Raw genomic sequence first — 26779 nt, forward strand, 5'->3', positions numbered from 1 at the left:
CCGGCACTGGAACCAGATGGGAATGACGATGAAATATGCAGCACTGATACTGGCCGCTAGCCTGGGCTTGAACGCGCAGGCGGCACAGGTGGGCGTGCACGACCCGGTGATGGCGAAGGACGGCAATACCTACTACGTCTTCAGCACCGGGCCGGGCATCACCTTCTACAGCTCCACCAATATGAAGGACTGGAAGCCGGAAGGGCGCGTGTTCGCCGGCCAGCCCGTATGGGCCAAGTCCGCCGCGCCCACGTTCGACGACCATATATGGGCGCCGGACGTGCAGCACTACAATGGAAAGTACTACCTGTACTACTCGGTGTCCGGCTTCGGCAAGATCACCTCCGGCATCGGCGTGACCGTCAACAAGACGCTCAACCCGCGCTCGCCGGACTACAAGTGGGAAGACCAGGGCATGCTGCTGCAGTCGATTCCCGGCCGCGACAACTGGAACGCCATCGATCCTGCGGTGATCGAGGACGGCAAGGGTACCGGCTGGATGTCCTTCGGTTCCTTCTGGGGCGGGCTGAAACTGGTCAAGCTGAACGCCGACCGCACCAGGCTCGCCGAACCGCAGGAGTGGCGCACCATTGCGCGCCGCGACCGGCCGGCCTTCACGGCCGACGACAGCGGCGGCCCGGCGGAGATCGAAGCGCCTTACATTTTCAAGAAGAACGGCTACTACTACCTGTTCGCTTCCTGGGGCCTGTGCTGCCAGAAGGAAAAGAGCACCTACCATGTGGTGGTGGGCCGCGCGCGCGAAGTGACCGGGCCGTACCTGGACAAGAGCGGCAAGGACATGGCGGCCGGCGGCGGCTCGCTGCTGATTGCCGGCGACAAGGACTGGAAGGGCGTGGGCCACAACAGCGCCTACACCTTCGACGGCAAGGACTACTTCGTCACGCACGCCTATGAAACCGCAGACAAGTACCAGCAGAAGCTGAAGATCCTCGACATGAAGTGGGACAAGGACGGCTGGCCGGTCTTGGACCAGGCGGACCTGACCCGCTACCAAAGCCGCTTGCAGTAATTGCAAACCGTAGGGCGGGTTGGCGCCATCGGCGCGTAACCCGCCAAGCAAAGCACACCGACGGAGCCACGGCGGGTTACAACCCGCCCTACGATATGAAACTATCCCACCTAGCGCTGGCCCTGCAGCTTGCGTTCGCCGTCCCGGCTTACGCCGCCGACCTGTTCCCCCTGTCCGATGTGCGGCTCACTCCCAGCCCCTTCCTGGACGCCCAGAACACCGACCTCAAATATATCCTCGAACTGGAACCGGACAAGCTGCTCGCTCCCTTCCTGCGCGAGGCCGGCCTGCCGCAGAAGAACGCCAGCTACGGCAACTGGGAATCGACCGGCCTTGACGGCCACCTGGGCGGCCATTACCTGTCCGCGCTGGCGCTGATGTACGCCTCCACCGGCGACGCCGAAGTGCTGAAGCGCCTGAACTACTTCGTGGCGGAACTGAAGCGCTGCCAGGAGAGCAACGCCAACGGCTACATCGGCGGCATCCCCGGCGGCAAGGACGTGTGGAACGCCATCGCACAGGGCAAGCTGCAGGCCGATAACTTCTCCGTCAACGGCAAATGGGTCCCCTGGTACAACCTGCACAAGGTGTACGCCGGCCTGTACGACGCCTGGCGCCTGGCCGGCAACGCCGAGGCGAAGGCCATGCTGGTCTCCCTGTCCGACTGGGCGCTGCAGCTGAGCACCCACCTCACGCCCGAGCAGATGCAGCTGATGCTGCGCAGCGAGCATGGCGGCATGAACGAAGTCTTTGCCCAGGTGGCGGGGATGACGGGCGATAAAAAATACCTGGACCTGGCCATCAAGTTCTCGCACCAGGCCATCCTCAAGCCGCTGGAAGAGGGCCGCGACCAGCTCACTGGCCTGCACGCCAACACGCAGATCCCGAAAGTGATCGGCTTCAAGCGCATCGGCGACATGACCGGCGACCCGAAATGGCAGCAGGCCGCCCAGTTCTTCTGGCAGACCGTGCACGACCACCGCACCGTGGCCATCGGCGGCAACAGCGTCAAGGAGCACTTCCACGACGACAAGGACTACAGCTCCATGGTCCACGAGACCGAAGGCCCGGAGACCTGCAACACCTACAATATGCTCAAGCTCACCGAGCTGCTGTTCCAGGGCGACCAGAAGGGCAGCTATGGCGATTACTACGAGCGCGCGCTGTACAACCACATTCTGTCCTCGCAGCGGCCGGACACCGGCGGCTTCGTCTACTTCACACCCATGCGCCCCAACCACTACCGCGTGTATTCGCAGGTGGACAAGGGCATGTGGTGCTGCGTCGGCTCGGGCATCGAGAGCCACGCCAAGTACGGCGAGTTCATTTACGCGCACGAGGGCGACACGCTGTTCGTCAACCTGTTCATCCCGTCCACGCTGAACTGGAAGGCCAGGGGCGTCCAGCTGCGCCAGGAAACCCGCTTCCCGGACCAGGACCGCACCAGCATCACGCTGGAGTCCGACGGGCAGTTTACGATGAAGGTGCGCTATCCCGGCTGGGTGGCTGCGGGCGCGCTGAAGATCCGCGTGAACGGCAGGGCCGTCAAGGTGGACGCCAAGCCGGGCGGCTACGCCTCCATCGCGCGCGCCTGGAAGAGGGGCGACAGAGTCGAGATCCAGCTGCCCATGAAGACGCGCCTGGAGCAGATGCCGGACAAGTCCAACTACTACGCCGTGCTGCACGGCCCCATCGTGCTGGCTGCGAAAACGCAACCCTTCGCCAACGAAAAGCTGAACTACTTCGCCGACGACTCGCGCATGGGCCACATCGCCCAGGGCCCGGTGTGTCCGCTGGAGGCCGCGCCGCTGTTCGTGAGCGACAGCAAGGCCTTCCTGGACAAGTTCAAGCCGGTGCCGGGCCAGCCGCTCACCTTCCGCGCGCCGGGCCTGGTACAGGGGGCGGGCGCCGGGAACATCCGCTTCATCCCATTTTTCCGCCTGCACGACTCGCGCTACATGATGTACTGGCAGCAGACCACGCCGGCCAACCTGGCCGTGATGCGGGCCGCGAACATGCGGGCCGAGTCCGAGCGCCTGGCGCTGGACGCCATCACCGTGGACCAGGTGGCGCCCGGCGAGCAACAGCCCGAGTCGGACCACTTTTTCAAGGGCGAGGGCGCGGACGCGGGCATCAACAAGGGCCGCCACTGGCGCCACGCGAAAGGCTGGTTCAGCTACGACCTGACCGACAAGGAGGGCCGGGCCGGGACGCTGCGCCTGACCTTCGCCAAGGCCGACGCCGGCCGCAAGTTCGATATCGTTGTCAACGGCGAGCTGCTGCATACGGTCACGCTGGGTAGCGACGCGGCCGAGGAGATCTACACCCGCGACTTCGCCATCCCGGCCGGCCAGCCCGGCCAGGCGCGCAAGCTGACGGTGAAATTCGTCGCCCATCCCGGCTCGATGGCGGGCGGCCTGTACGGTGTGCGCCTGCTGCGATAACATAAGGTGGCCTGACCACCTTGGCTGTCATATCGAAAATGATATCGCTTTGACTAAAAAATGAATTGGATGGCTATGGCGCTTTCTCATACTATGAGCGCATAACTAATATTGGAGACCAGCATGAATTTCACTCGCAGGACGATCCTGGGTGCGGCGCTTGCCGCTTGCGTTACCACCATCGGCACCATGGCCACTCCGGCCTTCGCGCAAAAGCCGCTGGTGATCGGTTTTTCCCAGGTTGGCGCTGAAAGCGAATGGCGCACCGCGAACACCGCTTCGATCAAGGACGCGGCCAAGAAGGCCGGCGTAACGCTGAAGTTCGCCGATGCGCAGCAGCGCCAGGAGAACCAGGTCAAGGCCATCCGATCCTTCATTGCCCAGCGCGTGGACATCATCGCATTCTCGCCGGTGGTGGAGTCGGGCTGGGACACCGTGCTGCGTGAAGCGAAAGCCGCCAGGATTCCTGTAATTTTGACCGACCGCTCCGTCAACGTCAGCGATCCGTCCCTGTACGTGACGCTGATCGGTTCCGATTTCGTGGAAGAGGGCCGCAAGGCCGGCCGCTGGCTGGCGGACTACGCCAAGAAGTCGCCCGCCGCCACGCTGAACATCGTGGAACTGCAGGGCACCGTGGGCTCGGCCCCGGCCATCGACCGCAAGGCAGGCTTCGAGGAGATCATCAAGGGTAATCCCAAGCTGAAGGTGATCCGTACCCAGACCGGCGACTTCACCCGCGCCAAGGGCAAGGAAGTGATGGAAGCGTTCCTCAAGGCGCAGGGCAAGAACATCAACGTGCTGTACGCGCACAACGACGACATGGCCATCGGCGCCATCCAGGCGATCGAGGAAGCGGGCCTGAAACCGGGCAAGGACATCATCATCATCTCCATCGACGGCGTGAAGGGCGCGTTCGAGGCGATGATCGCCGGCAAGCTGAACGTGACCGTGGAATGCAGCCCGCTGCTGGGACCACAGCTGATGGAGGCGGCTGCCGCAGTCAAGGCCGGCAAGCCGGTGCCGAAGCGTATCGTGGTGAACGAGGGCGTGTTCCCGGCCGAAGTGGCGGCCAAGGAATTCCCGAACCGGAAGTACTAAATGACGGTGGCGGACGTTGCGCCGGTCCTGGAGCTGACCGGCATACACAAGGAGTTCCCGGGCGTGAAGGCGCTCAGCGACGCGGGCCTGCGCCTGTTCCCGGGCGAAGTGCATACGCTGATGGGGCAAAACGGCGCGGGCAAGTCCACGCTGATCAAGGTGCTGACCGGCGTCTACACGCCCGAGCGCGGCACCATGCTGCTGAATGGCAAGCCGATCCGGCCATCCTCCACGCTGGAGGCGCAGGAGCTGGGCATCAGCACGGTGTACCAGGAAGTGAACCTGTGCCCGAACCTGTCGGTGGCGGAGAACATCTTCATCGGCCGCTATCCGCGCAAGTGGGGGCGGATCGACTGGAAGCGCATGCAGAGCGAAGCTGCCCGCATGCTGGCGCTGATGGAAATCGATATCGACGTGACCAAGCCGCTGTCGAACTATTCGCTGGCGGTGCAGCAGATGGTGGCGATTTCGCGCGCCCTGAATGTGAACGCCAAGGTGCTGATCCTGGACGAGCCGACATCCAGCCTGGATGAAGCCGAGGTACAGCTGCTGTTCACGGTGCTGCGCCGCCTGCGCGGACAGGGCATTGCAATCCTGTTCGTGACGCACTTCCTGGACCAGACCTACGCGATTTCGGACCGCATCACGGTGATGCGCAATGGCCAGCTGGAAGGCGAATACGCGTGCAGCGAGCTGTCCCGCATTGCGCTGGTCAACAAGATGATAGGCGCGCCGGCCGATGCGGTGCAAGAGCCGGGGGCGGTCCCGGCGGCACCGGCACCGGCACCGGTGTCCGCCGGGGGCTCCGGCGAGGTGCTGCTCGATGCGCGCGGCCTGGGCCGGCGCGGCGCGCTGCTGCCGACCGATATGTCGATTCACAAGGGCGAGCTGCTCGGCCTGTGCGGGCTGCTGGGTTCCGGCCGCACCGAGCTGGCGCGCCTGCTGTTCGGCGCCGACAAGGCCGACAGCGGCGCCATCATGGCCGAAGGCCGCCAGAGTGCGACGCCGTTTGCCAATCCGCGCGACGCCATCGGCGCCGGCATCGGCTTCTGTTCGGAGGACCGCAAGCATGAAGGCGCGATCCTGTCGCTGTCGGTGCGCGAGAACCTGATCCTGGCCATGCAGGCGCAGGCGGGCATGCTGCGCGCGATTCCGCTGAAACGCCAGCAGGAGCTGGCCAACAATTACGTGAAATGGCTGGGCATCAAGACCGCCAGCATCGAGACGCCTATCGGTTCGCTTTCCGGCGGCAACCAGCAGAAGGTGCTGCTGGCGCGCTGGCTGGCCACCGAGCCGAAGCTGATGATACTGGACGAACCGACGCGCGGCATCGACGTGCGCGCCAAGGAAGAGATCATGGACTACGTGTCCGGCCTGTGCCGCAAGGGCATGTCCATCCTGTTCATTTCGTCCGAGCTGCCCGAAGTGCTGCGCGTGAGCGACCGCATGATCATCATGCGCGACCGCAAAGCCTGCGGCGAGTACCAGCGCGGCGCGCTGGATGACACCACCGTGCTGCACGCCATCGCAGGGGAGGCCGCATGACCGCGCCGAACGCAGCGGCTGCGTCCGGCGCAGCGCCCCGCAACAATTCTGAAAGCTTTGCCATGCTGTTGCAGCACCCACTCATGAAACCGCTGGCCGCGCTGTTCGCGCTGCTGCTGGTGGACCTGATCTTCATTCCCGGCTTCTTCCACCTTGAGTGGAAAGACGGCCACCTGTACGGCAGCCTGGTCGACATCGTCAACCGCGCCGCCCCGCTGATGCTGGCGGCGCTCGGCATGACGCTGGTGATCGCCACGCGCGGCATCGACATCTCCGTGGGCGCCGTGGTAGCGCTGTCAGGCACCGTGGCCTCGATGCTGATCGGCGGCACCATGGTGATGCACAACGGCGTGCCGGTGTACGAGGCCAACACCCCCATGCTGTGGGCGCTGTGCGCCGCCATGGGCGCGGCCATCCTGTGCGGCGCCTGGAACGGCCTGCTGGTGTCCACGCTCGGCCTGCAGCCCATCGTCGCCACGCTGATCCTGATGGTGGCGGGGCGCGGCCTGGCGCAGCTGCTGACGGACGGCCAGATCGTCACCGTCTACTACCAGCCGTTCTTCTTCCTCGGCAGCGGCTACCTGTTCGGCCTGCCGTTTTCGCTGTACGTGGTGGCGGCCGTGGTGCTGGCGGTGGCGCTGCTGATGCGCAAGACGGCGCTCGGCCTGTTCATCCAGGCGGTCGGCATCAATCCGGTGGCCGCGCGCCTGGCCGGCCTGAAGACCGCCGCGCTGATTTTCTTCGTCTACGTATTCTGCTCGGCCTGCGCCGGCATGGCCGGGCTGATGATCAGCTCCAACATCAAATCGGCCGACGCCAACAACGCCGGCCTGCTGCTGGAACTGGACGCCATCCTGGCCGTCACGCTGGGCGGCACGTCGCTGGCCGGCGGTAAATTCAGCCTGGCGGGCAGCATGATCGGCGCCCTTATCATCCAGACGCTGACCTACACCATCTACTCGCTCGGCGTGCCGCCGGAAGTAAACATGGTGGTGAAATCGGTGGTGGTGTTCCTGGTCTGCCTGTCGCAGTCGCCGGAATTCAAGCAGATCTGGAAAAGGAAAGCAGCATGATGGCCCAAGTGCGCGGCATGACGTCCGCCCCATACTTCACGTCCCTGGTGACGGTGATCCTGCTGCTGGCGATGTTCGCCGCCGGCGGCGCCGCCTACCCGGGCTTCCTGTCGCTGCAGGTGGTGCTCAACCTGCTGATCGATAACGCCTTCCTGCTGGTGATCGCCATCGGCATGAGCTTCGTCATCCTGTCCGGCGGCATCGACCTGTCGGTCGGTTCGGTGCTGGCGCTGGCCACCATGATCTCGGCCTGGCTGCTCAACAGCGCGCACTGGCCGCCGGCCGCGGTGATCGCGCTGGTGCTGGTGCTGGGCGCGCTGTTCGGCGCCGCGCAGGGCGCGCTGATTCACTACTTCAAGCTGCAGGCCTTCATCGTGACGCTGGCCGGCATGTTCCTGGCGCGCGGCCTGTGCTACCTGATCAGCATTAACTCCATCACCATCGAAGACCCGTTCTTCGTTGCCATGTCGCAGTCGCAGATCGAACTGCTGGGCGGCTTCCTGTCGCCGGGCGCCGTCATCGCGCTGGTGCTGCTGGGCGTGGCGATCTACGCCGCGCACTTCACGTCCTTCGGGCGCGCCGTGTACGCCATCGGCGGCAACGAGCAGTCGGCGCACATGATGGGCCTGGCCGTGGGCCGCACCAAGGTGCTGATCTACGCGCTGAGCGGCTTCTGCGCCGCGCTGGCCGGCGTGCTGTTCTCGTTCTACATGCTGTCCGGTTACGGCCTGCATGCGCAGGGCACGGAGCTGGACGCCATCGCGGCGGTGGTCATCGGCGGCACGCTGCTGAGCGGCGGCTACGGCTATATCGCCGGCGCGCTGTCCGGCGTGCTGATACTGGGCGCCATCCAGACCCTGATCGCCTTTGACGGCACGCTCAGCTCGTGGTGGACCAAGATCGTGATCGGCGCCTTGCTGTTCGTGTTCTGCGTGGTGCAGCGCCTGATGTCCATCGGCGCCAAGCAAAACCAATAACGAATCAAAAAGTACTGATAACTGGAGAAGACATGTTCAAGAAGTCCCTGCTGGCCTGCGCCATCGCCATGGTCGCAGCCGCGTCCGCGCACGCCGCGAACCCGCTGTTCAAGGATAAATTCACCGCCGACCCGGCCGCGCTGAGCGACAATGGCCGCGTCTACCTGTACGTCGGCCGCGACGAAGCGGAAGAGACGGGCAAGGACTACCTGATGAAGGAATGGCTGGTCTACTCCAGCTGCGACATGAAGAACTGGAAGTCGCACGGTTCGCCGCTGAACGTGCAAACCTTCCCGTGGGCGAAGAAGGACGCATGGGCCGCCGACATCACCAAGCGCGATGGCAAGTACTACTTCTATTCCACGGTGGAGCACAAGACCATTCCGGGCAAGGCTATCGGCGTGGCGGTGTCGGACAGCCCGACCGGCCCGTTCAAGGATGCGCGCGGCAGCGCCATCATCACCAATGACATGACCAGGGAAACCGATATCGCCTGGGACGACATCGATCCCGCCGTGTTCATCGACGACGATGGCCAGGCCTATCTGTACTGGGGCAACCAGGTGCTGAAGTACGTGAAGCTGAAGAAGAACATGATCGAGGCGGACGGTCCGATCCAGACCGTGGCGGTGCCGCACTTCACCGAGGCGGCCTACCTGCACAAGCACAAGGGCACTTACTACCTGTCCTGGTCGCGCGAGTTCCCGGAGGAGACCGCGTACTCCACCGGCCCGAGCGCCACCGGTCCGTGGACCTACCACGGTGTGATCATGAAGAAGAACGCGGTGGTGAAGACCATCCACCACGCCATCGTCGAGCACAACGGCAAGTCCTACATCTTCTACCACAACGACAAGCTGCCCACCGGCGGCGAGTTCCGCCGCTCGGCGGCCGTGGAGGAGCTGCACTACAACCCGGACGGCACCATCCGCTTCATTCCGCAGACCGATGCGGGGCCGGCTGCGAACCCTAGTCCCGGCTGTAAAGGGTGATATCCATATTGCCGATATTGCGCCAAAGCGATATCGGCAATGATATGATTTACAGATGGATACCCTCAACCCGAACTGGTTTTTACGTGCCCGTCTGAAGACCCGCCAGCTGCTGCTGCTGATCGCTTTGGACGAGCACCGCAATATCCACCGCGCAGCCGAAGCGCTGCACATGACGCAGCCCGCCGCCTCCAAGCAGATCAAGGACCTGGAGGAGATGCTGGACGTGCGCCTGTTCGAGCGCCTGCCGCGCGGCATGGAACCCACCATCTACGGCGAAACCATGATACGCCACGCGCGCATGGCGCTCACCAGCCTGTCGCTGGCGCATGACGACGTGGTGGCGCTGAAGGCCGGCCTGGTGGGCCAGGTGGAGGTGGGTGTGATCATGACGCCGGCCATGTCGCTGCTGCCCAAGGCCATCGCGCGCGTCAAGGAGCAGGCGCCGCTGCTGCGCATCGGCGTCAAGCTGGAACCGAGCAACGTCTTGCTGGATATGCTCCAGCGCGGCAACCTGGATTTCATGATAGGCCGCATCCTGGAGCGGGACGGCACTTCCGGCCTGATCTACGAGGAGCTGACCGAGGAACCCGCATGCGCGGTGGGCCGCCCGGGCCACCCGCTGATGGCGGTGCAAAACCTGCAGCTGTCCGACATCGCCGGCCAGCCATGGATACTGCCGCCGCCGGGCAGCATCCTGCGCCACCGCTGCGACATGATGTTCCGCCGCGCCGGCCTGGAGCCGCCCTCCAACGTGGTCGACACCACCGCCATGCTGCTGGTTGCGCCGCTGCTGCAGCAGACCGATTTCCTGCACGTGATGCCGCTGGAAGTGGCGCGCTATTACGCGGACCTGAATATCCTCAGCATACTGCCGATCGACTTGCCATGTAAAATGGACGCATTCGGCATCATCCGCCAGCAAGACCACTTACTATCGCCCGGCGCCGATCTGCTGCTGCGCGCCGTCCGTACCGCTGCCAAGGAAGTCCCTGCATGAGTATTGTGTATTCAAGCCTGAACCACTCGCTGCGCGTTCCGCTCGCGGCCGAAATCCACTCGCGTCCCTTCCTCAAGCTGGAAGCGCCGGAACTGATTTCCCATTTCGCCGTCTATCGCAATGCCGACAACGGCGCCGGCGCGCCGCTCGGCCACAGCCAGCACGCCACGCTGGGCGCGCTGTGCAAGCACTTCGGCGTATCCGCGCCGGCCGGCGACGCCAAGTACTTCTACCATGACTTCGGCCGCTTCCGCCTGAAGTGGGAATGCCACACTGAATTTTCCACCTACACCTTCGCCGGCCGTCCCGCCGGCGAAGCGGCCACCGAGCAGGCTTTCGAGCAAATGCCGGTCACGCATCTGCCGCAGGAATGGCTGCTGACATTGCAGGGCCGCCTGATGGTGGCGGCGCACGTGGTGCTGGAGCGCGGCCCGGCGCCGGCCGAGATCTTGCAGCGCGTGTTCGAGGGCACCACGCTGGCGGGCAGCCAGGTGATGCAGGGCGGCGAGCTGTTTACCGACTTCGCCATCCAGTCCGACGGCTTCAGCCGCTTCATCATCCGCGACGTGGGCATGCGCGCGCAGCAGGCCGGACGCCTGGTGCAGCGCGTGCTGGAGATCGAAACCTACCGCATGATGGCGCTGCTCGGCCTGCCGCAGGCGCAGCAGGCCGCGCCGGCGCTGAACGCGATCGAGGCCGAGCTGGTGAAGCTGGCCGGCGCCATGGTGCAGACCGACGCCGCGCAAGCCGACGGCGGCAGCGTGGACGGCGCCACCGAACAGGCCCTGCTGGGCGAGATCACGCGGCTGGCGGCGCGCATTGAAAAGCTGTCGCTGGAAACCAGCTACCGCTTTTCGGCCTCGAAGGCCTATTTCAGGCTGGTCAACGCGCGCATCGAGGAACTGCGCGAGGTGCGCATCGAAGGCATTCCGAACGTGGGCGAGTTCATGGACCGCCGCCTGGCGCCGGCCATGAACACTTGCGAAGCGCTGGCGGCGCGCCAGGAAGCGCTGGCGCGGCGGGTGGCCAACACCAATGACCTGCTGCGCACGCGGGTCGGCATCATCCAGGAACAGCAGAACCGCAAGATCCTGCAGTCGATGAACGCACGCGCGGCGCAGCAGCTGCGCCTGCAGCAGGCGGTGGAAGGCCTGTCGGTGGCCGCGATCTCGTATTACGTGGTTGGCCTGGTGGGCTATTCCACCAAGGCGGCCAAGGTGCTGGGACTGGTCGGCAACCCGGAAGTGGTGATCGGCCTGATGGTGCCGGTGGTGGTGGCGGGGGTGTGGCTGGCGCTGCGCAGTATGCATAAGAGGTTGCATACGGCATAATGGCGGCCTTGCCACTTTTGCCACGTTAGTTCTATGATCCGTCCCCTGGCCGCCGCCCTGTGCGCGGCAAGCCTGCTGTGCACCTTGCCGGCAGCAGCAGCCGCCACCCCGGCCGCCGCCGAACGCAGCGTCGCGAGCCTGCGCTTCATCGGCGAGCAGCGCATTCCACTCAAGCAGGACTTCAAGGGCACGTCCATCGGCGGCCTGTCCGGCGTCGACTACGACGCCGCCAGCGGCAACTGGCTGATGGCCAGCGACGACCGCAGCGCCATCAACCCGGCCCGCTTCTACACCGCGCGCCTGGACTACGATGGCAGCGCTTTCCGCAGCGTGCACATCACCGCCGTGGACAGTTTCAAGCAGGCCGACGGCAGCAACTACCCCGGCGTGAAAGAGTTCGACGCCCGCAAGAGCGGCGACGTGCCGGACATCGAGAGCCTGCGCGTCGACCCGCTGGACGGCAGCATCTGGTACAGCAGCGAGGGGGACCGCAAGCGCGGATTCGATCCCTTCGTGCGCCACGCGCGGCGCGACGGCAGCTACCTGGGCGAGGCGCGGCTGCCCGAGATGTTCCGCACGTCGAAGGAGCCGAAGGGCCCGCGCGACAACCTGGTCTTCGAAGGCCTGAGCTTCGCGCCGGACGGCCAATCGCTGTGGGTATCCATCGAGGGGCCGCTGTACCAGGACGGTCCCGTGCCCACGCCCGCCGCCGGCGGCGTGTCGCGTATCACCCGCCTGGACCGCGACGGCCGCATGCTGGCGCAGTATGCCTACGACATGGACGCCATTCCCGCCGCGCCGGGGCCGGGCCGCAACGCCGACAACGGCATTTCGGAAATCCTGGCGCTGGACCAGCACCGGCTGCTGGTGCTGGAGCGCTCCGCCGTGCAGGACACGGCCGGCGCCTACAAGAGCTACATCCGCCTCTACCAGATGGATACCGCCGGCGCCAGCGATGTGCGCGGGCTCGCGGCACTGGCCGGGGCCAGCTACCGCCCGGCCGCCAAGCGGCTGGTGCTGGACCTGAACACGCTTGGCATCCCGCTCGACAATTTCGAAGCCATGAGCTTCGGCCCCAAACTGCCCAACGGCCACGACAGCCTGCTGATCGTCTCGGACGACAACTTCGACAAAACCCAGTCCACGCTGTTGCTGCTGTTTGAAGTCCTGCCTGTTATTCCATAAAATGGAATACTGAATTGGTTTTGGTGGCGGTTCTCCTGGTAGGGGAAATAATCCACACTGTCGGTGTTGTATTTCGATAAACCGATCTCAAGGAAGCCCCACCATGAAACTGTATTCCTATCCGCTGTCCGGCCACGTGCACCGCGTCCACCTGTTCCTGTCCCTGCTGGGGCTGGAGCACGAGGTGGTGCAGCTCGACATCCGCAAAGCCGAACACAAGACGCCCGCCTTTCTCGCGCTGAACAGTTTCGGCCAGTTGCCGGTGCTGGACGACGGCGGTGTGGTGGTGCCCGATTCGAACGCCATCCTGGTCTACCTGGCCAAGCGCGAGGGCCGCAGCGACTGGCTGCCGGAAGACGCGCCGGGGGCGTCCAGCGTGCAGCGCTGGCTGTCGGTGGCCGCCGGCGAAATCGCGCACGGTCCGGCCGCCGCGCGCGCCATCGCGCTGTTCGGCCGCCCCGGAGACCAGGCCGAGATGGTGGCGCGCGCGCACCGCATCCTGGCGCTGATCGAAGGACAGCTGAAGGGCCGCAGCTGGATCGCCAGCGCCGCGGCCGCGCCCACCATTGCCGACGTGGCGCTGTATTCCTATGTCGCCCACGCGCCGGAGGGCGGCGTGGACTTGTCGGGCTACCCGAACGTGAGCGCCTGGCTGCGCCGCGTCGAGGCGCTGCCCGGCTTCGTGCCGATGCCGTCCGCGGCTGCCGCCAGCCTGGCCGCGTAAGGAGGCTGCCATGGACAGCCCGGTCAGCGACACGGTGGCATCGCCCTGGCATGCGGGCGAGGTGGCCCTGCAGCGCAGCGCAGGCATGGCCGAGCGCATGGACGCGCTGGGCCGCAAGGTGGTGCGCGGCTTCATGCCGGACCAGCACCGCGAGTTCTTCGCGCAGCTGCCTTTCGTGGTGCTGGGGGCAGTGGACCCGGCAGGCGATGTATGGGCCACGCTGCGCGCCGGCTGTCCCGGCTTTCTGCACTCGCCGGACCCGCTGCGCCTGCAGGCGGCGCTGCCGCGCGAGCCGCTGGACCCGGCCGACGCCGGCATGGAGCATGGCAACGCGGTCGGCCTGCTGGGCATCGAACTGCACACGCGCCGCCGCAACCGGATGAACGGCGTGCTGCGGCGCAGCGGCGATGCGGCTTTCGAGATCGGGGTGCAGCAGTCCTTCGGCAACTGCCCGCAATACATCCAGCTGCGCGACTACGCCTTCAGCGAGCAGGCGCCGGACGCGCCGGAACAGCTGGCTGCGCTGGACGATGCCGCGCGCGCGCTGATCGCCGGCGCCGATTCCTTCTACGTTGCCACCTACGCAGACCTGGCCGGCGGCGAGCGCCAGGTGGACGTGTCGCACCGTGGCGGCAGGCCGGGCTTCGTGCGGCTGGACCCGGACGGCGGGCTGACCATACCCGACTTTCAGGGCAATATGTTCTTCAACACGCTCGGCAATATCGCACTCAACCGGCGCGCCGGGCTGGTGTTCGTGGACTTTGCCAGCGGCAGCCTGCTGCAGATGAGCGGCACGGCCGAGCTGCTCGAGGGCCCGGCGGCCGCGCCCGGCCTGGCTGTGTTCGAGGGCGCACAGCGCCTGTGGCGATTCCAGCCGCAGCGCGTGGTGCGGCGCGCTGCGGCTCTGCCGCTGCGCTGGATTGCCCAGGACAACGGCGCATCGCCGGCAGCGCTGCGCACGGGCGCCTGGCAGTAGCCCGGCGCAGCCGGCGCGCGCTGTACGGTATGTGTGCCACGCGCGCGGGGCTTCGTCTAGAATGGGGAGGACTTCCGGAATAGCAGATGCCCCGATGCACACAGACCGAGTCCTAACCGAGCAAGCGCCGCTGAACGGAGACGAGCGGCTGACAGGCTTCAAGCGCCTGTTCGGCGCACGTCCGCACGTGGCGCTGCTGACAGACGCGCAAGGCCGCGTGCTGGCGGTGAACCGTTTTGCCGCCGCGCAGCCGGGCATGGTACGGCCGGGCATGCCCGCCGCTGCGCTGTATGCGCCCTGGGCCGGCAAACTGGTGCGCCTCGAGGGTTTCCCGGCGGCGCGCGCCTGCGGCTACTGGCGCGGCGAAATGGAGCTGGCCGGGATGGAGGAGGAGGCCGAGCCGGTGTCGCTGCTGATCGAGTACCAGCCAGCGGCCGGGGAGAGCCAGGAAACCTATCTGCTGCTGCACTACGACCTGGGCGACTTCGATTCCTACGACTCGCGGCTGCTGTTCAAGCGCCTGTTCGAAGCCCATCCGCACCCCATGTGGGCCTACGACCTGGTGACGCTGAGGTTCCTGGTGGTGAACGCCGCCGCCGTCACCAGCTACGGCTATACCGAGTCGGAATTCCTGGACATGACCATCCGGGACATCCGGCCGGAGCGGGAGCTGGCGCGCCTGGACGCCGACCTGGCGGCCACGCCGGCCAAGGGCGCGCAGCGCGCCGGGTACTGGCAGCACCGCAAGAAGGATGGCACGCTGATCACGGTGGACGTGTCCTCCCATTCGATTACCCTGGCCGGCCGCGCCGCGCGGCTGGTGTTTGCGCATGACGTGACCGAGAAGCTGCGCATGGAAGAGGCGCTGCACGCGTCCCAGGAAATGCAGCAGCTGGTGATCAACCACATTCCGCACCAGATCTTCTGGAAGGACCTGGACTCGGTGTACCGCGGCTGCAACGAGACCTTCGCGCGCGCGGCCGGAGTGGGCGGGCCGGCCTTCATCGCGGGCAAGCGCGATGCGGATTTGCCCTGGGCCGTGAACGCCGAACGCATCGTGGTGGATGACCGCACCATCATCGACACCGGCGAGGCCAACCTGAACCAGGAAGACCACATGCTGTTCGCCGACGGCAGCATGCACTGGTTCCTGATCAACAAGCTGCCGCTGCACGACGCGCAAGGCCGCATCATCGGCGTGCTGGGCACCATCGAGGACATCAGCCAGCGCAAGCAGGTGGAGCAGACGCTGGCGCTGCGCGGGCGTGCGCTGGAGGCCAGCGTGAGCGCCATCGTCATCACGGCCGAGGGGCCGGAGGGCAGCGTCATCGAATACGCCAACCAGGCGTTCGGCCAGCTGACCGGCCATGCGCCGGCCGCGGTGGCCGGCCATACGCTGGAACCGCTGCTGCAGAGCGGCGACGCGAACGGGCGCGAGGTGCTGCGCGCGGCCCTCAAGGCGCGCGCCGATGTCACCCGGCTGCTGCAGTGCCGCCACCACGACGGCTCGCTGTACTGGTGCCAGCTGCATGTGGCGCCGGTTCGCAGCGATGGCGGCGTCAGCCACCACGTGTGCGTGCTGAGCGACATGACGGAGCTGATCAACTACCAGGCCCAGCTCGAGCACCAGGCCAACCACGACGCGCTGACCCAGCTGCCCAACCGCCACCTGTTCAGCGACCGGCTGGAGCAGGCGCTCAGCTACGCGCGCCGCTACGGCCACGCGGTGTGGGTGGTGTTCATCGACCTGGACAACTTCAAGCTGGTGAACGACAGCCTGGGCCACCAGGCCGGCGACCAACTGCTGCGCACCGTGGCCGGCCGGCTGCGCGCCTGCGTGCGCGCCAGCGATACGGTGGCGCGGCTGGGCGGCGACGAGTTCATGCTGTTGCTGCTGGGCGGCAGCGAGGTGGCGCTGCCGCAAGGCCTGCTGCAGAACGTGCTGGAGAGCGTGGCCGCGCCGGTGCCGCTGGGCGAAACCGAGGTGGCCATCACCTGCAGCATCGGCGTGAGCGCCTTCCCGGCCGACGGCGACGACGGCCAGCTGCTGCTCAAGCACGCCGACATCGCCATGTACCGCGCCAAGGAAACGGGCCGCAACCAGGCCCAGTTCTACGAGCCGGCCATGCAGGCGCGGGTGGCCGAGCGGGCCGCCATCGAGATGGAGCTGCGCTACGCGCTGCCGCGCCAGGAACTGCGGCTGTACTACCAGCCCAAAGTGAGCCTGGAAACGGGAGCGCTGAGCGGCATGGAAGCGCTGCTGCGCTGGCCGCATCCCAGGCTGGGCATGGTGTCGCCGGACCGCTTCATCGGCGTGGCCGAAGACACCGGGCAGATCGTCGAGATCGGCCGCTGGGTGATCCGCACCGCCTGCGCGCAGGCGCGTGCCTGGCAACTGGCCGGTCAGGCGCCGCTGCGGGTGGCGGTCAACGTGTCGGCGCGCCAGTTCCGCGCCCCCGGCCTGGCCGACGACATCGTGGCCGCGCTGCACGACACCGGCCTGGCGCCGCAATACCTGGAGCTGGAACTCACCGAAAGCATGATGATGCATAGCATCAGCGAGGTGCTGGCCACCGTAACGCGCCTGAAGGGCCTGGGCATCGCGCTGTCGATCGACGACTTCGGCACCGGCTATTCCAACCTGTCTTCCCTCAAGCTGCTGCCGCTGAGCCAGCTGAAGATAGACCAGTCCTTTGTGCGCGACATGCTGGACCAGCCCAATGTGTCGGCCATTGTGCGCTCGGTGATCGCGCTGGGCCACAGCCTGGGCTTCAGCATCATCGCCGAAGGGGTGGAGACCGAGGCGCAGCTGGCCTATCTGCGCTCCTGCGGCTGTGACGAGATCCAGGGCTACTATTTCAGCCGGCCGCTCGACACCGACGCCTTCACCGCGCTGCTGCAAAGCGGGCGGCGGCTGGTGCTGCCGGGCGCGCCCGACCCGGCGCAGCGCACCTTGCTGCTGCTGGACGACGAGCCGCACGTGCTGACCGCGCTCAAGCGCATGCTGCGGGTGGACGGCTACACCATCCTCACCGCGCAGAGCGCGCGCGACGCCTTTGACCTGCTGGCGCTGCATCCGGTGCAGGTCATCATCAGCGACCAGCGCATGCCGGAAATGAACGGCACGGAATTCCTGCGGCGCGTCAAGCAGCTGTATCCGGACACGGTGCGCATCATCCTGTCAGGCTATGCCGAGCTGGAGACGCTGATCAGCGCCATCAACACCGGCGAGATCTACCGCTTCTTCACCAAGCCGTGGGACGAGGAAGGGCTGCGCGCCAGCTTGCGCGAAGCGTTCCGCTACCAGGCGCTGATGCGCGGCGGAGCCAAAGACGGCGCGACAGCCGTCAGCCAGTTCAGCCCGCCGCCTCCCGGGGCGGCGCCGCCAGTGCGCTGAAGGCGTCCAGCAGAATGCGCGCGCGGAACGGTTTGACGATCACGCGGCTGACGGCGCGCTGGCGCAGCGCCGCCAGCAGTTCGCCGGTGCAGTTCACGGCCAGCACGGCGATCGGCATGCTGCGGCTGCTGACCGTGTCGCCTTCCCGGATTTGGTCCAGCAAGCCCAGGTCGTACGCGTCGCCGGCGTTGATGGCGATGATGGCGCCGGCAAAGCTGTGCTGGCGCAGCATCTGCCGCGCCAGCGCAGGACTGGCCGCTTCGTGGATGTCGGCCAGGCCGAGCGCGCGCGCGGTCAGCGCCACGGTCCGGCGCAGCATGGTTTCCGGCTCGACCAGCAGCATGGGCAGTGCGCGCGGTTCAGGCATGGGGAACCTCCGCCTCTGCTTGCGATTGCAGTTCCTGCATGACCAGGCCGCGCAGCGTGGACAGGATGGCCATCTCCACGTCGTCCAGCCGGCGCGGCCTGGTGTCGATGATGCACAGCGTGCCCAGCGCGTAGCCGTTGGGCAGCAGCAGCGGGGCGCCGGCATAGAAGCGGATGTGGGGCGGGCCGGTCACCAGCGGATTGTCGGCGAAGCGCGGATCGGCCAGCGCATCCGGCACCACCATGATCTCGGCGCGCAGGATGGCGTGGCTGCAAAACGACACGTCGCGGCCGGTTTCGCAGGCCGTCAGGCCGACACCGGACTTGAACCATTGGCGGTCGCTGTCGATCAGCGACATCAGGGCGATCGGCACGTCGAACTCGGCGGCGGCAAACTCGATCACGCGGTCGTAGCGTTCTTCGCGCGGCGTGTCCAGGATCAGCAAGGCGTACAGCGCAGCGATGCGCTCGGCTTCGTTGGGCGGGGTGGGGGCTGCAAGCATGGATAAGTTCCCATCTGGCGGTGCGTCCGCGGGTGCATCTACTTTACACCGGCGTTACAAATTAGTCAGCCCATTTGCGTTGGACTTCTGGCAATATTCCTTTGAGATTAATGATGGGGGAAGGTATGCGACAAGCGGGACTGGGACAATGGATCAAGCGCATCGTGCTGGCGCTGCTGTTGTTGCTGGCAATGGTGGGCCTGGGCCTGTGGTTCTTCCTGCGCGGCAGCCTGGCGCAGCTTGACGGGCGGCGCAGCGCGCCCGGCCTGTCCGGCACCGCCAGCGTGGTGCGCGACGGCCAGGGCGTGCCCACCATTAGCGGCAGCGACCGCAAGGACGTGGCCTACGCCACCGGCTTCGTCCACGCCCAGGACCGCTACTTCCAGATGGACCTGCTGCGCCGCGTGGCCTCGGGCGAGTTGGCCGAACTGTTCGGCGCGCGCGCGCTGCCGATGGACAGGGAGCACCGCCTGCACCGTTTCCGCGCGCGCGCCGAAGCCGCGCTGCAGGCCATGCCGGCCGCCGACCGCCAGCTGCTGGAGCGCTACGTGGCCGGCGTGAACGACGGCTTGAACAACCTGGGAACGCGGCCGTTCGAGTACGCGCTGATACGGGTGAGCCCGCGTCCCTGGAGCGCGGCCGATTCGCTGCTGGTGTTCTGGGCCATGTATTTCGACCTGCAGGGCAACCTGGAGGGGCGCGAACTGGCGCGCGGCTGGCTCAGGGAGCACGCCACGCCGGAGCAGCTGGCCGTGCTGCTGCCGGAATCGACCCAGTGGGACGTGCCGCTGGACGTGCCGGCCAACCTGGCAACCGATCAGGCGGCCAGTCGGGCAAACCATCTGCCAACGAACCTGCCGCAGGCTGCGGCAGCCGCGCCGGCGCCGGGCGCGCCGTTCCCCGACCAGGCGCCCGCCTGGTGGGGCAAATCCGCCTCACCGGAGGGCGCCGCATCGGGCCGGGTCGCCGCGCTCGACGGCCGCGATGGCGCGCAATGGCACGGCATGGTGGGCAGTAACAACTGGGCTGTGGCGGGCAGCCGCAGCCAGGGCGGCGGCGCCATCGTGGCCGACGATATGCACCTTGGCATCCAGCTGCCGCACATCTGGTACCGCGCCGTGCTGATGGTGCCGGACGGGCACGGCGCCACGCGCCGCGTGGCCGGCGTGACCCTGCCCGGCGTGCCGCTGGTGGTGGTCGGCAGCAATGGCCACGTGGCCTGGGGCTTCACCAACAGCTACGGCGACTACGCCGACCTGGTGACGCTGGAAACGGACCCGGCCCATCCGGGCAAGCTGCGCACGCCGGCCGGCTGGGAGACCCCGGTGGCGCACCAGGAGTCCATCCTCGTCAAGGACGCCGCCAGCGAGACCTTCGTGGTGCGCGAAACCTCGCTGGGGCCGGTGCGCGAAGTGGCGGGGCGCAGCTACGCGCTGCACTGGGTGGCGCACGCCAGGGGCGCGGTCAATTTCGTGGCCGCCGGACTGGAGACGGCCAGCACGGTGGACGACGCGCTGGCCGTGGCCAACCGCTCCGGCCTGCCGGCGCAGAATTTCGTGGCCGGCGACAGCAAGGGCAATATCGGCTGGACCATTGCCGGTCCGCTGCCGCGCCGCGCGCAGCCCGGCCTGGCTTCGACCTTCCCCCTGGCGGGCGAGACGCAGGCGGCCGGCTGGAACGGCCTGCTCTCGCCGGACGCCTATCCTGCGGTGCGCAATCCAGCCGACGGCCAGCTCTCCACCGCCAACAGCCGCCAGCTGATGGGCGCCGGCCACGGCAAGCTGGGCGACGGCGGCTTCGACCTCGGCGCGCGCGCGCACCAGGTGCGCGGCGCCGTGGCCGCGCTGGGCGCGAAGACCGACGAGCAGGGCGTGTACAGCGTGGCGCTGGACGACCGCGCGCTGTTCATGGCCGGCTGGCGCGACCGCGCGCTGGCCGCGCTGGACGACCAGGCGGTGGCCGCCGGGGACGCCCGGGGCGCGCAGCGCGCTGCGGCGCGCGAGCTGCTGCGCAAGAGCTGGAGCGGCCACGCCAGCGTGGAGTCGGTGGGCTACCGCATCTCGCGCTCCTTCATGTGGTCGCTGTACGAGCTGCTGTACGGCGGCGCCAGCGCGGAGATGGGCAAGCTGGCCGGTAAAGCGGACATGGCGGCGGCCAGCTCGCGCTGGCCGGTGGTGGTGGCGCGCCTGCTGGACGAGCAGCCGGCCGGCTGGCTGCCGCCGCAATACGCCAGCTGGAAGGAACTGCAGCTGGCCGCCATCGACCACGCCGTGGCCGAGCTGACCAGGGATGGCAAGCCGCTGGCCGGCGCCACCTGGGGCGAGCGCAACAGGCAGGAGATCGCGCATCCGATCGCCTCAGCCGCGCCGGCGCTGCGGCGCTGGCTCACCGCGCCGGCCGACCCGCTGCCAGGCGACAGCCACATGCCGCGCGTGGCGGGCCGCAAGTTCGGCCAGTCCGAGCGCATGGTGGTCTCGCCGGGCAAGGAAGAACAGGGCATCTTCAACATGCCGGGCGGGCAGAGCGGCCATCCGCTGTCGCCGTTCTTCCTGGCCGGCCACGCGGACTGGGTGAGCGGCAAGCCCACGCCTTTCCTGCCCGGTGCCGCACGGCACACGCTGACGTTCGTGAAGCCGTAAGACCGGCGCGGCCGGTCGATTCTCGCGTCGGCGCACGGTTGTCGCCGTGTGCCCATTCCCGCGCCGCGTTGCGCCGGCGCTGCGGGACGACGCCGGGCGCGCCACATATTTCTGTTGACTGCCGGCCCATGATTGCCTATCATCGCTAAAAATGACAACGTTGGACATTTCGCGGTTCGACGGCGCCAAATCAAAAAACAGCAACAGAGGAGACGGTGTGGCAACGATTCATGATGTCGCCGAAAAGGCGGGCGTTTCTATCAAAACGGTGTCGCGTGTACTGAATGGCGGCACCGAGGTGTCCGAAAAGACCCGCAGCCGCATTGAGCAGGCCATGCGGGCGCTGGAGTTCACGCCTTCGGCCGCAGCCCGCATGCTGCGCGGACGGCCTACCGGCCTGGTTGCCGTGATTGCCGAACAGCTGACCACCACGCCCGATTCCACCGAGATCATCAAAGGGATACAGCAAGTCTGCGAGCAGATGGGCAAAGTGCTGCTGATCGGGGAAACCGGCGGCCACGCCGATGTGGCGGACCGGTTGGTGGCCGACCTGCGCGAGCGCCGTGTCGAGGCGATTCTGTTTGCCACGCCGTTCCACCGCCAGGTTGAGCTGGCGCTGCCGCTGGGGGGCACGCCCGCCGCGCTGGCCAACTGCTTCGAGGCGGCCGGGCGCTATATGCAGGTGGTGCCGGACGACGAGAGCGGGGGCTACGCCGCCGCGCAAATCGTGCTGCAGGCCGGCCACCGCAAGGTCGCCTTTCTGCAACTGATACCAGGCATGGTGGCAACCGGGCTGCGGCTGCGCGGCTTCCACCAGGCGATGCGCGAGCATGGCGTCAAGCCGAATGCCGAATGGCTGATCCACGGCGCCGAAGCCGATGACGCCAATGAGTTCGCGCATCTGTCCGGCGCGGTCGAGCGCCTGTTCGCCAGCGCGGAACGGCCAACGGCCATCCTGTGCGGTAACGACAAAATGGCCATGCGCGTCATTTTCATCCTGCAGCGGCGCGGCCTGCGCGTGCCGGCCGATGTCTCCATCGTCGGCTTCGATGATTTCCGGCTGATTTCGGAAGCGCTCGACCCGGGCCTGACCACGGTGGCCCTGCCATACCGCGAGATCGGCGAACTGACCGGACGTTACGTGCTGGACCCGGGCGCCCAGCCGGCCGGCACGGTGCGGGTGCCTTGCCTGCCGGTGATGCGCGGCACGGTAGCGGCGCCGCCGGCCAAGGAGCGGCCATGAAGCGTGCTCTGAGCGTGTCGCTGGCCGCGCTGGCCGTACTGGCCGCGCCCGGGCCCGGCTTGGCGGCGCCGGTGGAAATCAAACTTTGGCGCCATGACACCGGCGACCTGGAAATGGCGGCGGGCCGGGCTGCAGTCGAGCGCTTCAACCGCTCGCAGCCGCGCTGGAAGGTCGTGGTCGAAGCGATCCCGCAGGGCTCGTACACGGAATCCATCACGGCCGCCTCGATGGTAGGCCAGCTGCCCTGCATCATCGCGCTGGACCAGCCCACCGTCCCCAATTTCGCCTGGGCCGGCCACGTGCGCCCGCTCGACGCGCTGCTGCCAGCAGATGCCGTGGCCCGGCTGCTCGAGGGCGGGCGCGGCACGTACAAAGGACAGCTGTACAGCGTCGGCCAGCTGGACGTGGTGCTGGTCTTGTTCGCGCGCCGCTCGCAGTTGGCCGCCCTGGGCATGCGCGCCGCGACGATGCAGCAGCCGTACACGGCGGCGGAGTTCCACGGCCTGCTGGCGCAGGCCAGGCGCAGCGGCCGTTTCCGCTTTCCGCTGGACCTGAACGCCCGCTTCACCGGCGAATGGTACAGCTACGCGTTCTCGCCCTGGCTGCAAAGCGCCGGCGCCGACCTGATCGACCGGACCGGCTACGTGCGCGTTGACGGTGTACTCAACAGCGACGCGGCGGTTGGCGTCGGCCGCTATTATGGCCGCCTGTTCAAGGACAAACTCGCCGAGCGCAATCCCGCCGACGACAAGGCGTTCGAACAGGGCCGCGTGCTGTTCCACTACACCGGCTCGTGGAAAGCGCGGCAGTACAGCGAGCGCTTCGGCGGCGACCTGCTGGTGATGCCGCCGCCCGACTTCGGCCACGGCCCCAAGATCGGCGCGGCCTCCTGGCAATGGGGCATCACGCGCAGCTGCAAGCAGGCGGAGGGTGCGGCGGCTTTTCTCACGCATCTGATCTCGCCGCAGGAAATCGCCGCCGCCTCGCGCACCACCGGCCTGGTGCCGGTCAGCGCCGAGGGCGCGGCGCTGACGGAGCACTACCGGCCCGACGGCGACTGGCGCCTGTACTTCGAATTTGCCAGGCGCTATGCCGTGGCGCGCCCGGCCAGCCCGGCCTATCCGGCGCTGTCCTCGGCCTTCGAGAAGGCCATGGCCGACATCCGCAGCGGCAAGGATGCCGCCGAGGCGCTGGACCAGGCGGTCGATGCGATGGAACACAATATCTCGCGCAACAACGGTTACGGCTACAGCCTGGCGGCGCGCAAATCCGGAGGTGGCTTATGAAACGCAAACTTGGCCAGGACAGCCCGGTCGCGGTGGCGCTGTTCGCCTCGCCGGCGCTGCTGCTGTTCCTGCTGTTTGTCGCGCTGCCGATGCTGTTCGCCGCCGCCGCCACGCTGACCAACCACCGCCTGATGTCGCCCGAGCCGACGCAGTACGTCGGTCTCGACAACTACCGCCGCCTGCTGGCGCTGGAACTGGTGGCGGTCGCGCCGCTGGAACCCGGCCCCGGCGGGGAAGTGCGCTATCCGACCTGGCGCCAGATCCGCAAGCAGCATCCCGGCCTGGCGGGCTACCGTGACGCTTTCCATCTTGATGCCGGCGGCAGGCGCATCGTGCTGGCCGCCACCGATCCGCTGTTCTATCGTTCGCTGGTCAATACCTTCCTGTTTGCCGTGCTGGTGCTCCCGCTGCAGTGCGGTGCGGCGCTCGGGCTGGCGCTGCTGGTGAACCAGAAGATCCGGGGCCGCATCTTTTTCCGCACCGTCTATTTTGCGCCGGTCGTCACATCCATGGTGGTGGCGTCCATCGTGTGGGCCTTCATGCTCAACACCGACCGCGGCATGCTCAACGAACTGCTGCGCGGCCTGCTGAACGACCCCAACGCCGGGCCCGACTGGCTGGGCGACAGCCGCTACGCCTTGCCCGCCATCGCGCTGATGTCGGCCTGGCAGGGCGCGGGTTTCCAGATGCTGGTGTTCCTGGCAGGACTGCAGTCGATCTCGCCCGAACTGTACGAGGCGGCCACGCTGATGGGCGCCAATGCCTGGCAGCGCTTCGTGCACGTCACATTGCCGGGGCTGCGCAACACCATCATCTTCGTGCTGGTGTCGACCACGCTGCTCGCCTTCGGCCTGTTCACCCAGGTCGATGTGATGACATCCGGCGGCCCGCTCGATTCGACGTCGACGGTGGTGTACCACGCCGTGCGCAGCGGCTTCAAGGAGCAGGACATCGGCTACGGCTCGACCATCACGCTGGTGTTCTTTGTCATCGTTCTGGCGCTGTCGGCGCTGCAGCGGATGCTGGTATCGAAAGGAGAGGGCAAATGAATCCGGTATTGCTTACTCAAGCCTGGCGCAAAGGCCTGCGCGACGCTGTGCTGTTCCTCGGCATGAGCGCGGTCGGTATCGTGTTCATCGCACCGCTGCTGTTCATGTTCATCTCGTCGTTCAAGAATGACGACGCGATCTTCGCCAACCTGAATAGCTGGTCCGCCTACCTGCCGTCGGCAGATTGGTCGATGCACAATTACAGCGCCGTGTTCGAAAAGAGCGACCTGCCGCGCTTCCTGCGCAACTCCGCGCTGATCGCCGCGCTGGTCGTCGTTGGCGGCATCCTGGTCAACAGCATGCTGGCTTTCTCGATCGCGCGCATGCGCTGGCGCGGCCGCCAACTGGCGTTGGCGCTGGTGGTGGCGATGGTGATCGTGCCTTTCGAGGTGATCGCGATTCCGTTGCTGTCGCTGGTGGCGCGCCTGCCGTGGCCGGGCTTCGAGCACGGACAACTGGTGCTGCACACCGGCTGGTTCAACAGCATCCACGTGCAGGTGATCCCGTTCCTGGCCAACGCCTTCTGCGTCTTCCTGTTCTACCAGTTCTTCCGCGACATCCCGCGCGAGCTGGACGAAGCCGCCAAGATGGACGGTGCCGGACCGTGGACCATTTACGCGCGGATCATCATGCCCAACAGCGGCCCGGTGATCGCCACTGCCGCTATCGTGCTGTTCATCTCGGCGTGGAACCAGTACCTGTGGCCGATCATGGTGATCCAGGGCGAGGCGTTCCGGCCGGTGCAGCCAGGCATACAGCAATTCTTCGGACGCACCAATTCGTGGGGCCAGATCATGGCCTACGCATCGGTGACTACTCTCCCCGTGCTCGCGGTGTTCCTGGCCTTCCAGCGGCAGTTCGTCGCCTCGGTGGCAGGCGCCGGCGTCAAGGGCTAACTTTGGAAGCATCATGACATTACAAATCAGCGACAAATATATCTGGGACTTCTGGCACTTCGAGGAAAAGGGCGAGCAGCACCTGTTCTTCCTGCAGGCCGACCGCGCCATCGGCAATCCGGACCTGCGGCACTGGAACGTGTCGATCGGCCACGCGGTGTCGCCGGACCTGCGCAGCTGGACGCCGCTGGGTACCGCTTTCGGTCCGCAGGCCGGCCCCGCATGGGACGACTACACCACCTGGACCGGCTCCGTCATCAAGGCCGAGGGCCGTTATCACCTGTTCTACACCGGCACCTGCCGCGCCGAGAACGGCCTGCGCCAGCGCATCGGCCACGCCGTGGCGGACAGCATCGACGGCCCGTGGCAGCGCGTCGGCAGCGGCCTGGCGCTGGACCTGGACCAGCGCTGGTACGAGGAATACGAGGAAGGGCGCTGGCACGACCGGGCGCTGCGCGATCCCTGGGTGCTGGCCGAGAAAATCAACGGCCTGTATCACATGTTCTACACCGCGCGCCGCAACGATGGGCCGCTATACGAACGCGGCGTGATCGGCCACGCCGTCTCGGCCGACCTGATCCGGTGGGAAGCTGCCGCGCCGGTGTATGCGGGCGGCCATTACGGCCAGCTTGAGGTGCCGCAGGTGTTCGAGCGCGATGGCCGCTGGTACTGCGTATTCTGCAATATCGCCGCGCACTGGTCGCCGGCAATGCGCGCGCAGCACCAGGGCGGCGTATCGGGCACCCACTACCTGGTGGCCGACCATCCGCTCGGGCCATGGCAGCCGGCGCCGGGTTTCCTCGACGGCGACGCGCCGTGCCGCCGCTACGCCGGCAAGATCCTGCGCGACCCTGTCACCGGCGGGGACTGTTTGATGGCGTTCGAGGACACCGGGCCCGACGGCCGGTTCGCTGGCCGCATCTGCGACCCGCTTCCGTTGCGGCTGGAGGCCGGCCTGTACGCCATCGACGATATTTTGGCCGAGAAATGACAACGATAGACATCGTCCGATAATGAAAACAGAC

Annotated in this window: 21 protein-coding genes; 19 read left to right on the forward strand and 2 right to left on the reverse strand. The window is 66.9% G+C overall.

The window, feature by feature from the left end; translation table 11 throughout:
• Positions 1–28: 28 nt before the first annotated feature.
• The 13 genes from AC6H42_RS10210 (at position 29) to AC6H42_RS10270 (ending at position 17772) form a co-directional block, all read left to right on the forward strand.
• A complete protein-coding gene (locus AC6H42_RS10210; protein ID WP_497547970.1) occupies positions 29–1030 on the forward strand; it encodes an arabinan endo-1,5-alpha-L-arabinosidase in 1002 nt (333 codons plus the stop codon).
• Between the two features lie 95 nt (positions 1031–1125).
• Positions 1126–3474 carry a beta-L-arabinofuranosidase domain-containing protein gene (locus AC6H42_RS10215; protein ID WP_497547956.1) on the forward strand — a complete coding sequence of 783 codons (2349 nt, stop codon included), beginning with the start codon at positions 1126–1128 and terminating at the stop codon, positions 3472–3474.
• 123 nt (positions 3475–3597) lie between these two features.
• Positions 3598–4572, forward strand: a complete 975-nt coding sequence (locus tag AC6H42_RS10220; protein WP_057154839.1) for an ABC transporter substrate-binding protein — start codon at positions 3598–3600, stop codon at positions 4570–4572.
• The gene (locus AC6H42_RS10225) at positions 4573–6117 is read left to right on the forward strand and encodes a sugar ABC transporter ATP-binding protein (protein ID WP_497547957.1); all 1545 of its coding nucleotides are present in this window, start codon (positions 4573–4575) and stop codon (positions 6115–6117) included.
• A 62-nt stretch (positions 6118–6179) separates the two neighbouring features.
• Positions 6180–7190 carry an ABC transporter permease gene (locus AC6H42_RS10230; RefSeq protein WP_229418150.1) on the forward strand — a complete coding sequence of 337 codons (1011 nt, stop codon included), beginning with the start codon at positions 6180–6182 and terminating at the stop codon, positions 7188–7190.
• Positions 7187–8167, forward strand: coding sequence for a galactofuranose ABC transporter, permease protein YjfF (yjfF, locus tag AC6H42_RS10235; RefSeq protein ID WP_057154842.1), 981 nt, complete (start codon positions 7187–7189; stop codon positions 8165–8167). The genes AC6H42_RS10230 and yjfF overlap by 4 nt, the downstream gene beginning before the upstream one ends.
• Before the next feature lie 32 nt (positions 8168–8199).
• Complete coding sequence (locus AC6H42_RS10240; RefSeq protein ID WP_497547958.1) at positions 8200–9159, forward strand: glycoside hydrolase family 43 protein; 960 nt, start codon at positions 8200–8202, stop codon at positions 9157–9159.
• Positions 9160–9214: 55 nt separating this feature from the next.
• On the forward strand, positions 9215–10159 hold the full coding sequence (locus tag AC6H42_RS10245; RefSeq protein ID WP_057154844.1) for a LysR family transcriptional regulator: 945 nt from the start codon (positions 9215–9217) through the stop codon (positions 10157–10159).
• Complete coding sequence (locus AC6H42_RS10250; RefSeq protein ID WP_057154845.1) at positions 10156–11490, forward strand: DUF3422 family protein; 1335 nt, start codon at positions 10156–10158, stop codon at positions 11488–11490. The genes AC6H42_RS10245 and AC6H42_RS10250 overlap by 4 nt, the downstream gene beginning before the upstream one ends.
• A gap of 33 nt (positions 11491–11523) precedes the next feature.
• Positions 11524–12675 (forward strand): esterase-like activity of phytase family protein, encoded by a 1152-nt coding sequence (locus tag AC6H42_RS10255; protein WP_057154846.1) that lies wholly within the window; start codon positions 11524–11526, stop codon positions 12673–12675.
• A 103-nt stretch (positions 12676–12778) separates the two neighbouring features.
• Positions 12779–13399, forward strand: coding sequence for a glutathione S-transferase family protein (locus AC6H42_RS10260; RefSeq protein WP_497547959.1), 621 nt, complete (start codon positions 12779–12781; stop codon positions 13397–13399).
• A 10-nt stretch (positions 13400–13409) separates the two neighbouring features.
• Positions 13410–14375 carry a flavin-nucleotide-binding protein gene (locus tag AC6H42_RS10265; RefSeq protein ID WP_497547960.1) on the forward strand — a complete coding sequence of 322 codons (966 nt, stop codon included), beginning with the start codon at positions 13410–13412 and terminating at the stop codon, positions 14373–14375.
• 94 nt (positions 14376–14469) lie between these two features.
• Positions 14470–17772: an EAL domain-containing protein gene (locus tag AC6H42_RS10270; protein WP_497547961.1), complete on the forward strand. Its 3303-nt coding sequence runs from the start codon at positions 14470–14472 to the stop codon at positions 17770–17772.
• On the opposite strand, the gene AC6H42_RS10275 is transcribed toward AC6H42_RS10270, so the two are convergent.
• Positions 17732–18139 carry a response regulator gene (locus AC6H42_RS10275; RefSeq protein ID WP_057154850.1) on the reverse strand — a complete coding sequence of 136 codons (408 nt, stop codon included), beginning with the start codon at positions 18137–18139 and terminating at the stop codon, positions 17732–17734. The two genes, AC6H42_RS10270 and AC6H42_RS10275, sit on opposite strands and share 41 nt — an antisense overlap.
• Positions 18132–18641 carry a GAF domain-containing protein gene (locus AC6H42_RS10280; protein ID WP_057154851.1) on the reverse strand — a complete coding sequence of 170 codons (510 nt, stop codon included), beginning with the start codon at positions 18639–18641 and terminating at the stop codon, positions 18132–18134. The genes AC6H42_RS10275 and AC6H42_RS10280 overlap by 8 nt, the downstream gene beginning before the upstream one ends.
• Before the next feature lie 125 nt (positions 18642–18766).
• Here AC6H42_RS10280 and AC6H42_RS10285 point away from each other — a divergent pair, with 125 nt between their 5' ends.
• The 6 genes from AC6H42_RS10285 (at position 18767) to AC6H42_RS10310 (ending at position 26745) form a co-directional block, all read left to right on the forward strand.
• A complete protein-coding gene (locus tag AC6H42_RS10285; RefSeq protein WP_057154852.1) occupies positions 18767–21280 on the forward strand; it encodes a penicillin acylase family protein in 2514 nt (837 codons plus the stop codon).
• A gap of 217 nt (positions 21281–21497) precedes the next feature.
• Positions 21498–22523 (forward strand): LacI family DNA-binding transcriptional regulator, encoded by a 1026-nt coding sequence (locus AC6H42_RS10290; protein WP_057154853.1) that lies wholly within the window; start codon positions 21498–21500, stop codon positions 22521–22523.
• Entirely contained in the window at positions 22520–23809 is a 1290-nt protein-coding gene (locus tag AC6H42_RS10295) for an extracellular solute-binding protein (protein WP_057154854.1), read from the forward strand. The genes AC6H42_RS10290 and AC6H42_RS10295 overlap by 4 nt, the downstream gene beginning before the upstream one ends.
• Positions 23806–24858 (forward strand): carbohydrate ABC transporter permease, encoded by a 1053-nt coding sequence (locus tag AC6H42_RS10300; RefSeq protein WP_057154855.1) that lies wholly within the window; start codon positions 23806–23808, stop codon positions 24856–24858. Before AC6H42_RS10295 ends, AC6H42_RS10300 begins: the two co-directional genes overlap by 4 nt.
• Positions 24855–25754, forward strand: a complete 900-nt coding sequence (locus AC6H42_RS10305) for a carbohydrate ABC transporter permease (protein ID WP_497547962.1) — start codon at positions 24855–24857, stop codon at positions 25752–25754. Before AC6H42_RS10300 ends, AC6H42_RS10305 begins: the two co-directional genes overlap by 4 nt.
• Positions 25755–25767: 13 nt before the next feature.
• The gene (locus AC6H42_RS10310) at positions 25768–26745 is read left to right on the forward strand and encodes a family 43 glycosylhydrolase (protein WP_497547963.1); all 978 of its coding nucleotides are present in this window, start codon (positions 25768–25770) and stop codon (positions 26743–26745) included.
• Positions 26746–26779 lie beyond the last annotated feature (34 nt).

The organism is Massilia sp. NBRC 108631, from assembly GCF_059704565.1.

Coding starts and splice junctions, on each gene's coding strand:
- AC6H42_RS10210 (WP_497547970.1), top strand. CDS start 29: ATGAAATATGCAGCACTGATACTGGCCGCTAGCCTGGGCTTGAACGCG.
- AC6H42_RS10215 (WP_497547956.1), top strand. CDS start 1,126: ATGAAACTATCCCACCTAGCGCTGGCCCTGCAGCTTGCGTTCGCCGTC.
- AC6H42_RS10220 (WP_057154839.1), top strand. CDS start 3,598: ATGAATTTCACTCGCAGGACGATCCTGGGTGCGGCGCTTGCCGCTTGC.
- AC6H42_RS10225 (WP_497547957.1), top strand. CDS start 4,573: ATGACGGTGGCGGACGTTGCGCCGGTCCTGGAGCTGACCGGCATACAC.
- AC6H42_RS10230 (WP_229418150.1), top strand. CDS start 6,180: ATGCTGTTGCAGCACCCACTCATGAAACCGCTGGCCGCGCTGTTCGCG.
- yjfF (WP_057154842.1), top strand. CDS start 7,187: ATGATGGCCCAAGTGCGCGGCATGACGTCCGCCCCATACTTCACGTCC.
- AC6H42_RS10240 (WP_497547958.1), top strand. CDS start 8,200: ATGTTCAAGAAGTCCCTGCTGGCCTGCGCCATCGCCATGGTCGCAGCC.
- AC6H42_RS10245 (WP_057154844.1), top strand. CDS start 9,215: ATGGATACCCTCAACCCGAACTGGTTTTTACGTGCCCGTCTGAAGACC.
- AC6H42_RS10250 (WP_057154845.1), top strand. CDS start 10,156: ATGAGTATTGTGTATTCAAGCCTGAACCACTCGCTGCGCGTTCCGCTC.
- AC6H42_RS10255 (WP_057154846.1), top strand. CDS start 11,524: ATGATCCGTCCCCTGGCCGCCGCCCTGTGCGCGGCAAGCCTGCTGTGC.
- AC6H42_RS10260 (WP_497547959.1), top strand. CDS start 12,779: ATGAAACTGTATTCCTATCCGCTGTCCGGCCACGTGCACCGCGTCCAC.
- AC6H42_RS10265 (WP_497547960.1), top strand. CDS start 13,410: ATGGACAGCCCGGTCAGCGACACGGTGGCATCGCCCTGGCATGCGGGC.
- AC6H42_RS10270 (WP_497547961.1), top strand. CDS start 14,470: ATGCACACAGACCGAGTCCTAACCGAGCAAGCGCCGCTGAACGGAGAC.
- AC6H42_RS10275 (WP_057154850.1), bottom strand. CDS start 18,139: ATGCCTGAACCGCGCGCACTGCCCATGCTGCTGGTCGAGCCGGAAACC.
- AC6H42_RS10280 (WP_057154851.1), bottom strand. CDS start 18,641: ATGCTTGCAGCCCCCACCCCGCCCAACGAAGCCGAGCGCATCGCTGCG.
- AC6H42_RS10285 (WP_057154852.1), top strand. CDS start 18,767: ATGCGACAAGCGGGACTGGGACAATGGATCAAGCGCATCGTGCTGGCG.
- AC6H42_RS10295 (WP_057154854.1), top strand. CDS start 22,520: ATGAAGCGTGCTCTGAGCGTGTCGCTGGCCGCGCTGGCCGTACTGGCC.
- AC6H42_RS10300 (WP_057154855.1), top strand. CDS start 23,806: ATGAAACGCAAACTTGGCCAGGACAGCCCGGTCGCGGTGGCGCTGTTC.
- AC6H42_RS10305 (WP_497547962.1), top strand. CDS start 24,855: ATGAATCCGGTATTGCTTACTCAAGCCTGGCGCAAAGGCCTGCGCGAC.
- AC6H42_RS10310 (WP_497547963.1), top strand. CDS start 25,768: ATGACATTACAAATCAGCGACAAATATATCTGGGACTTCTGGCACTTC.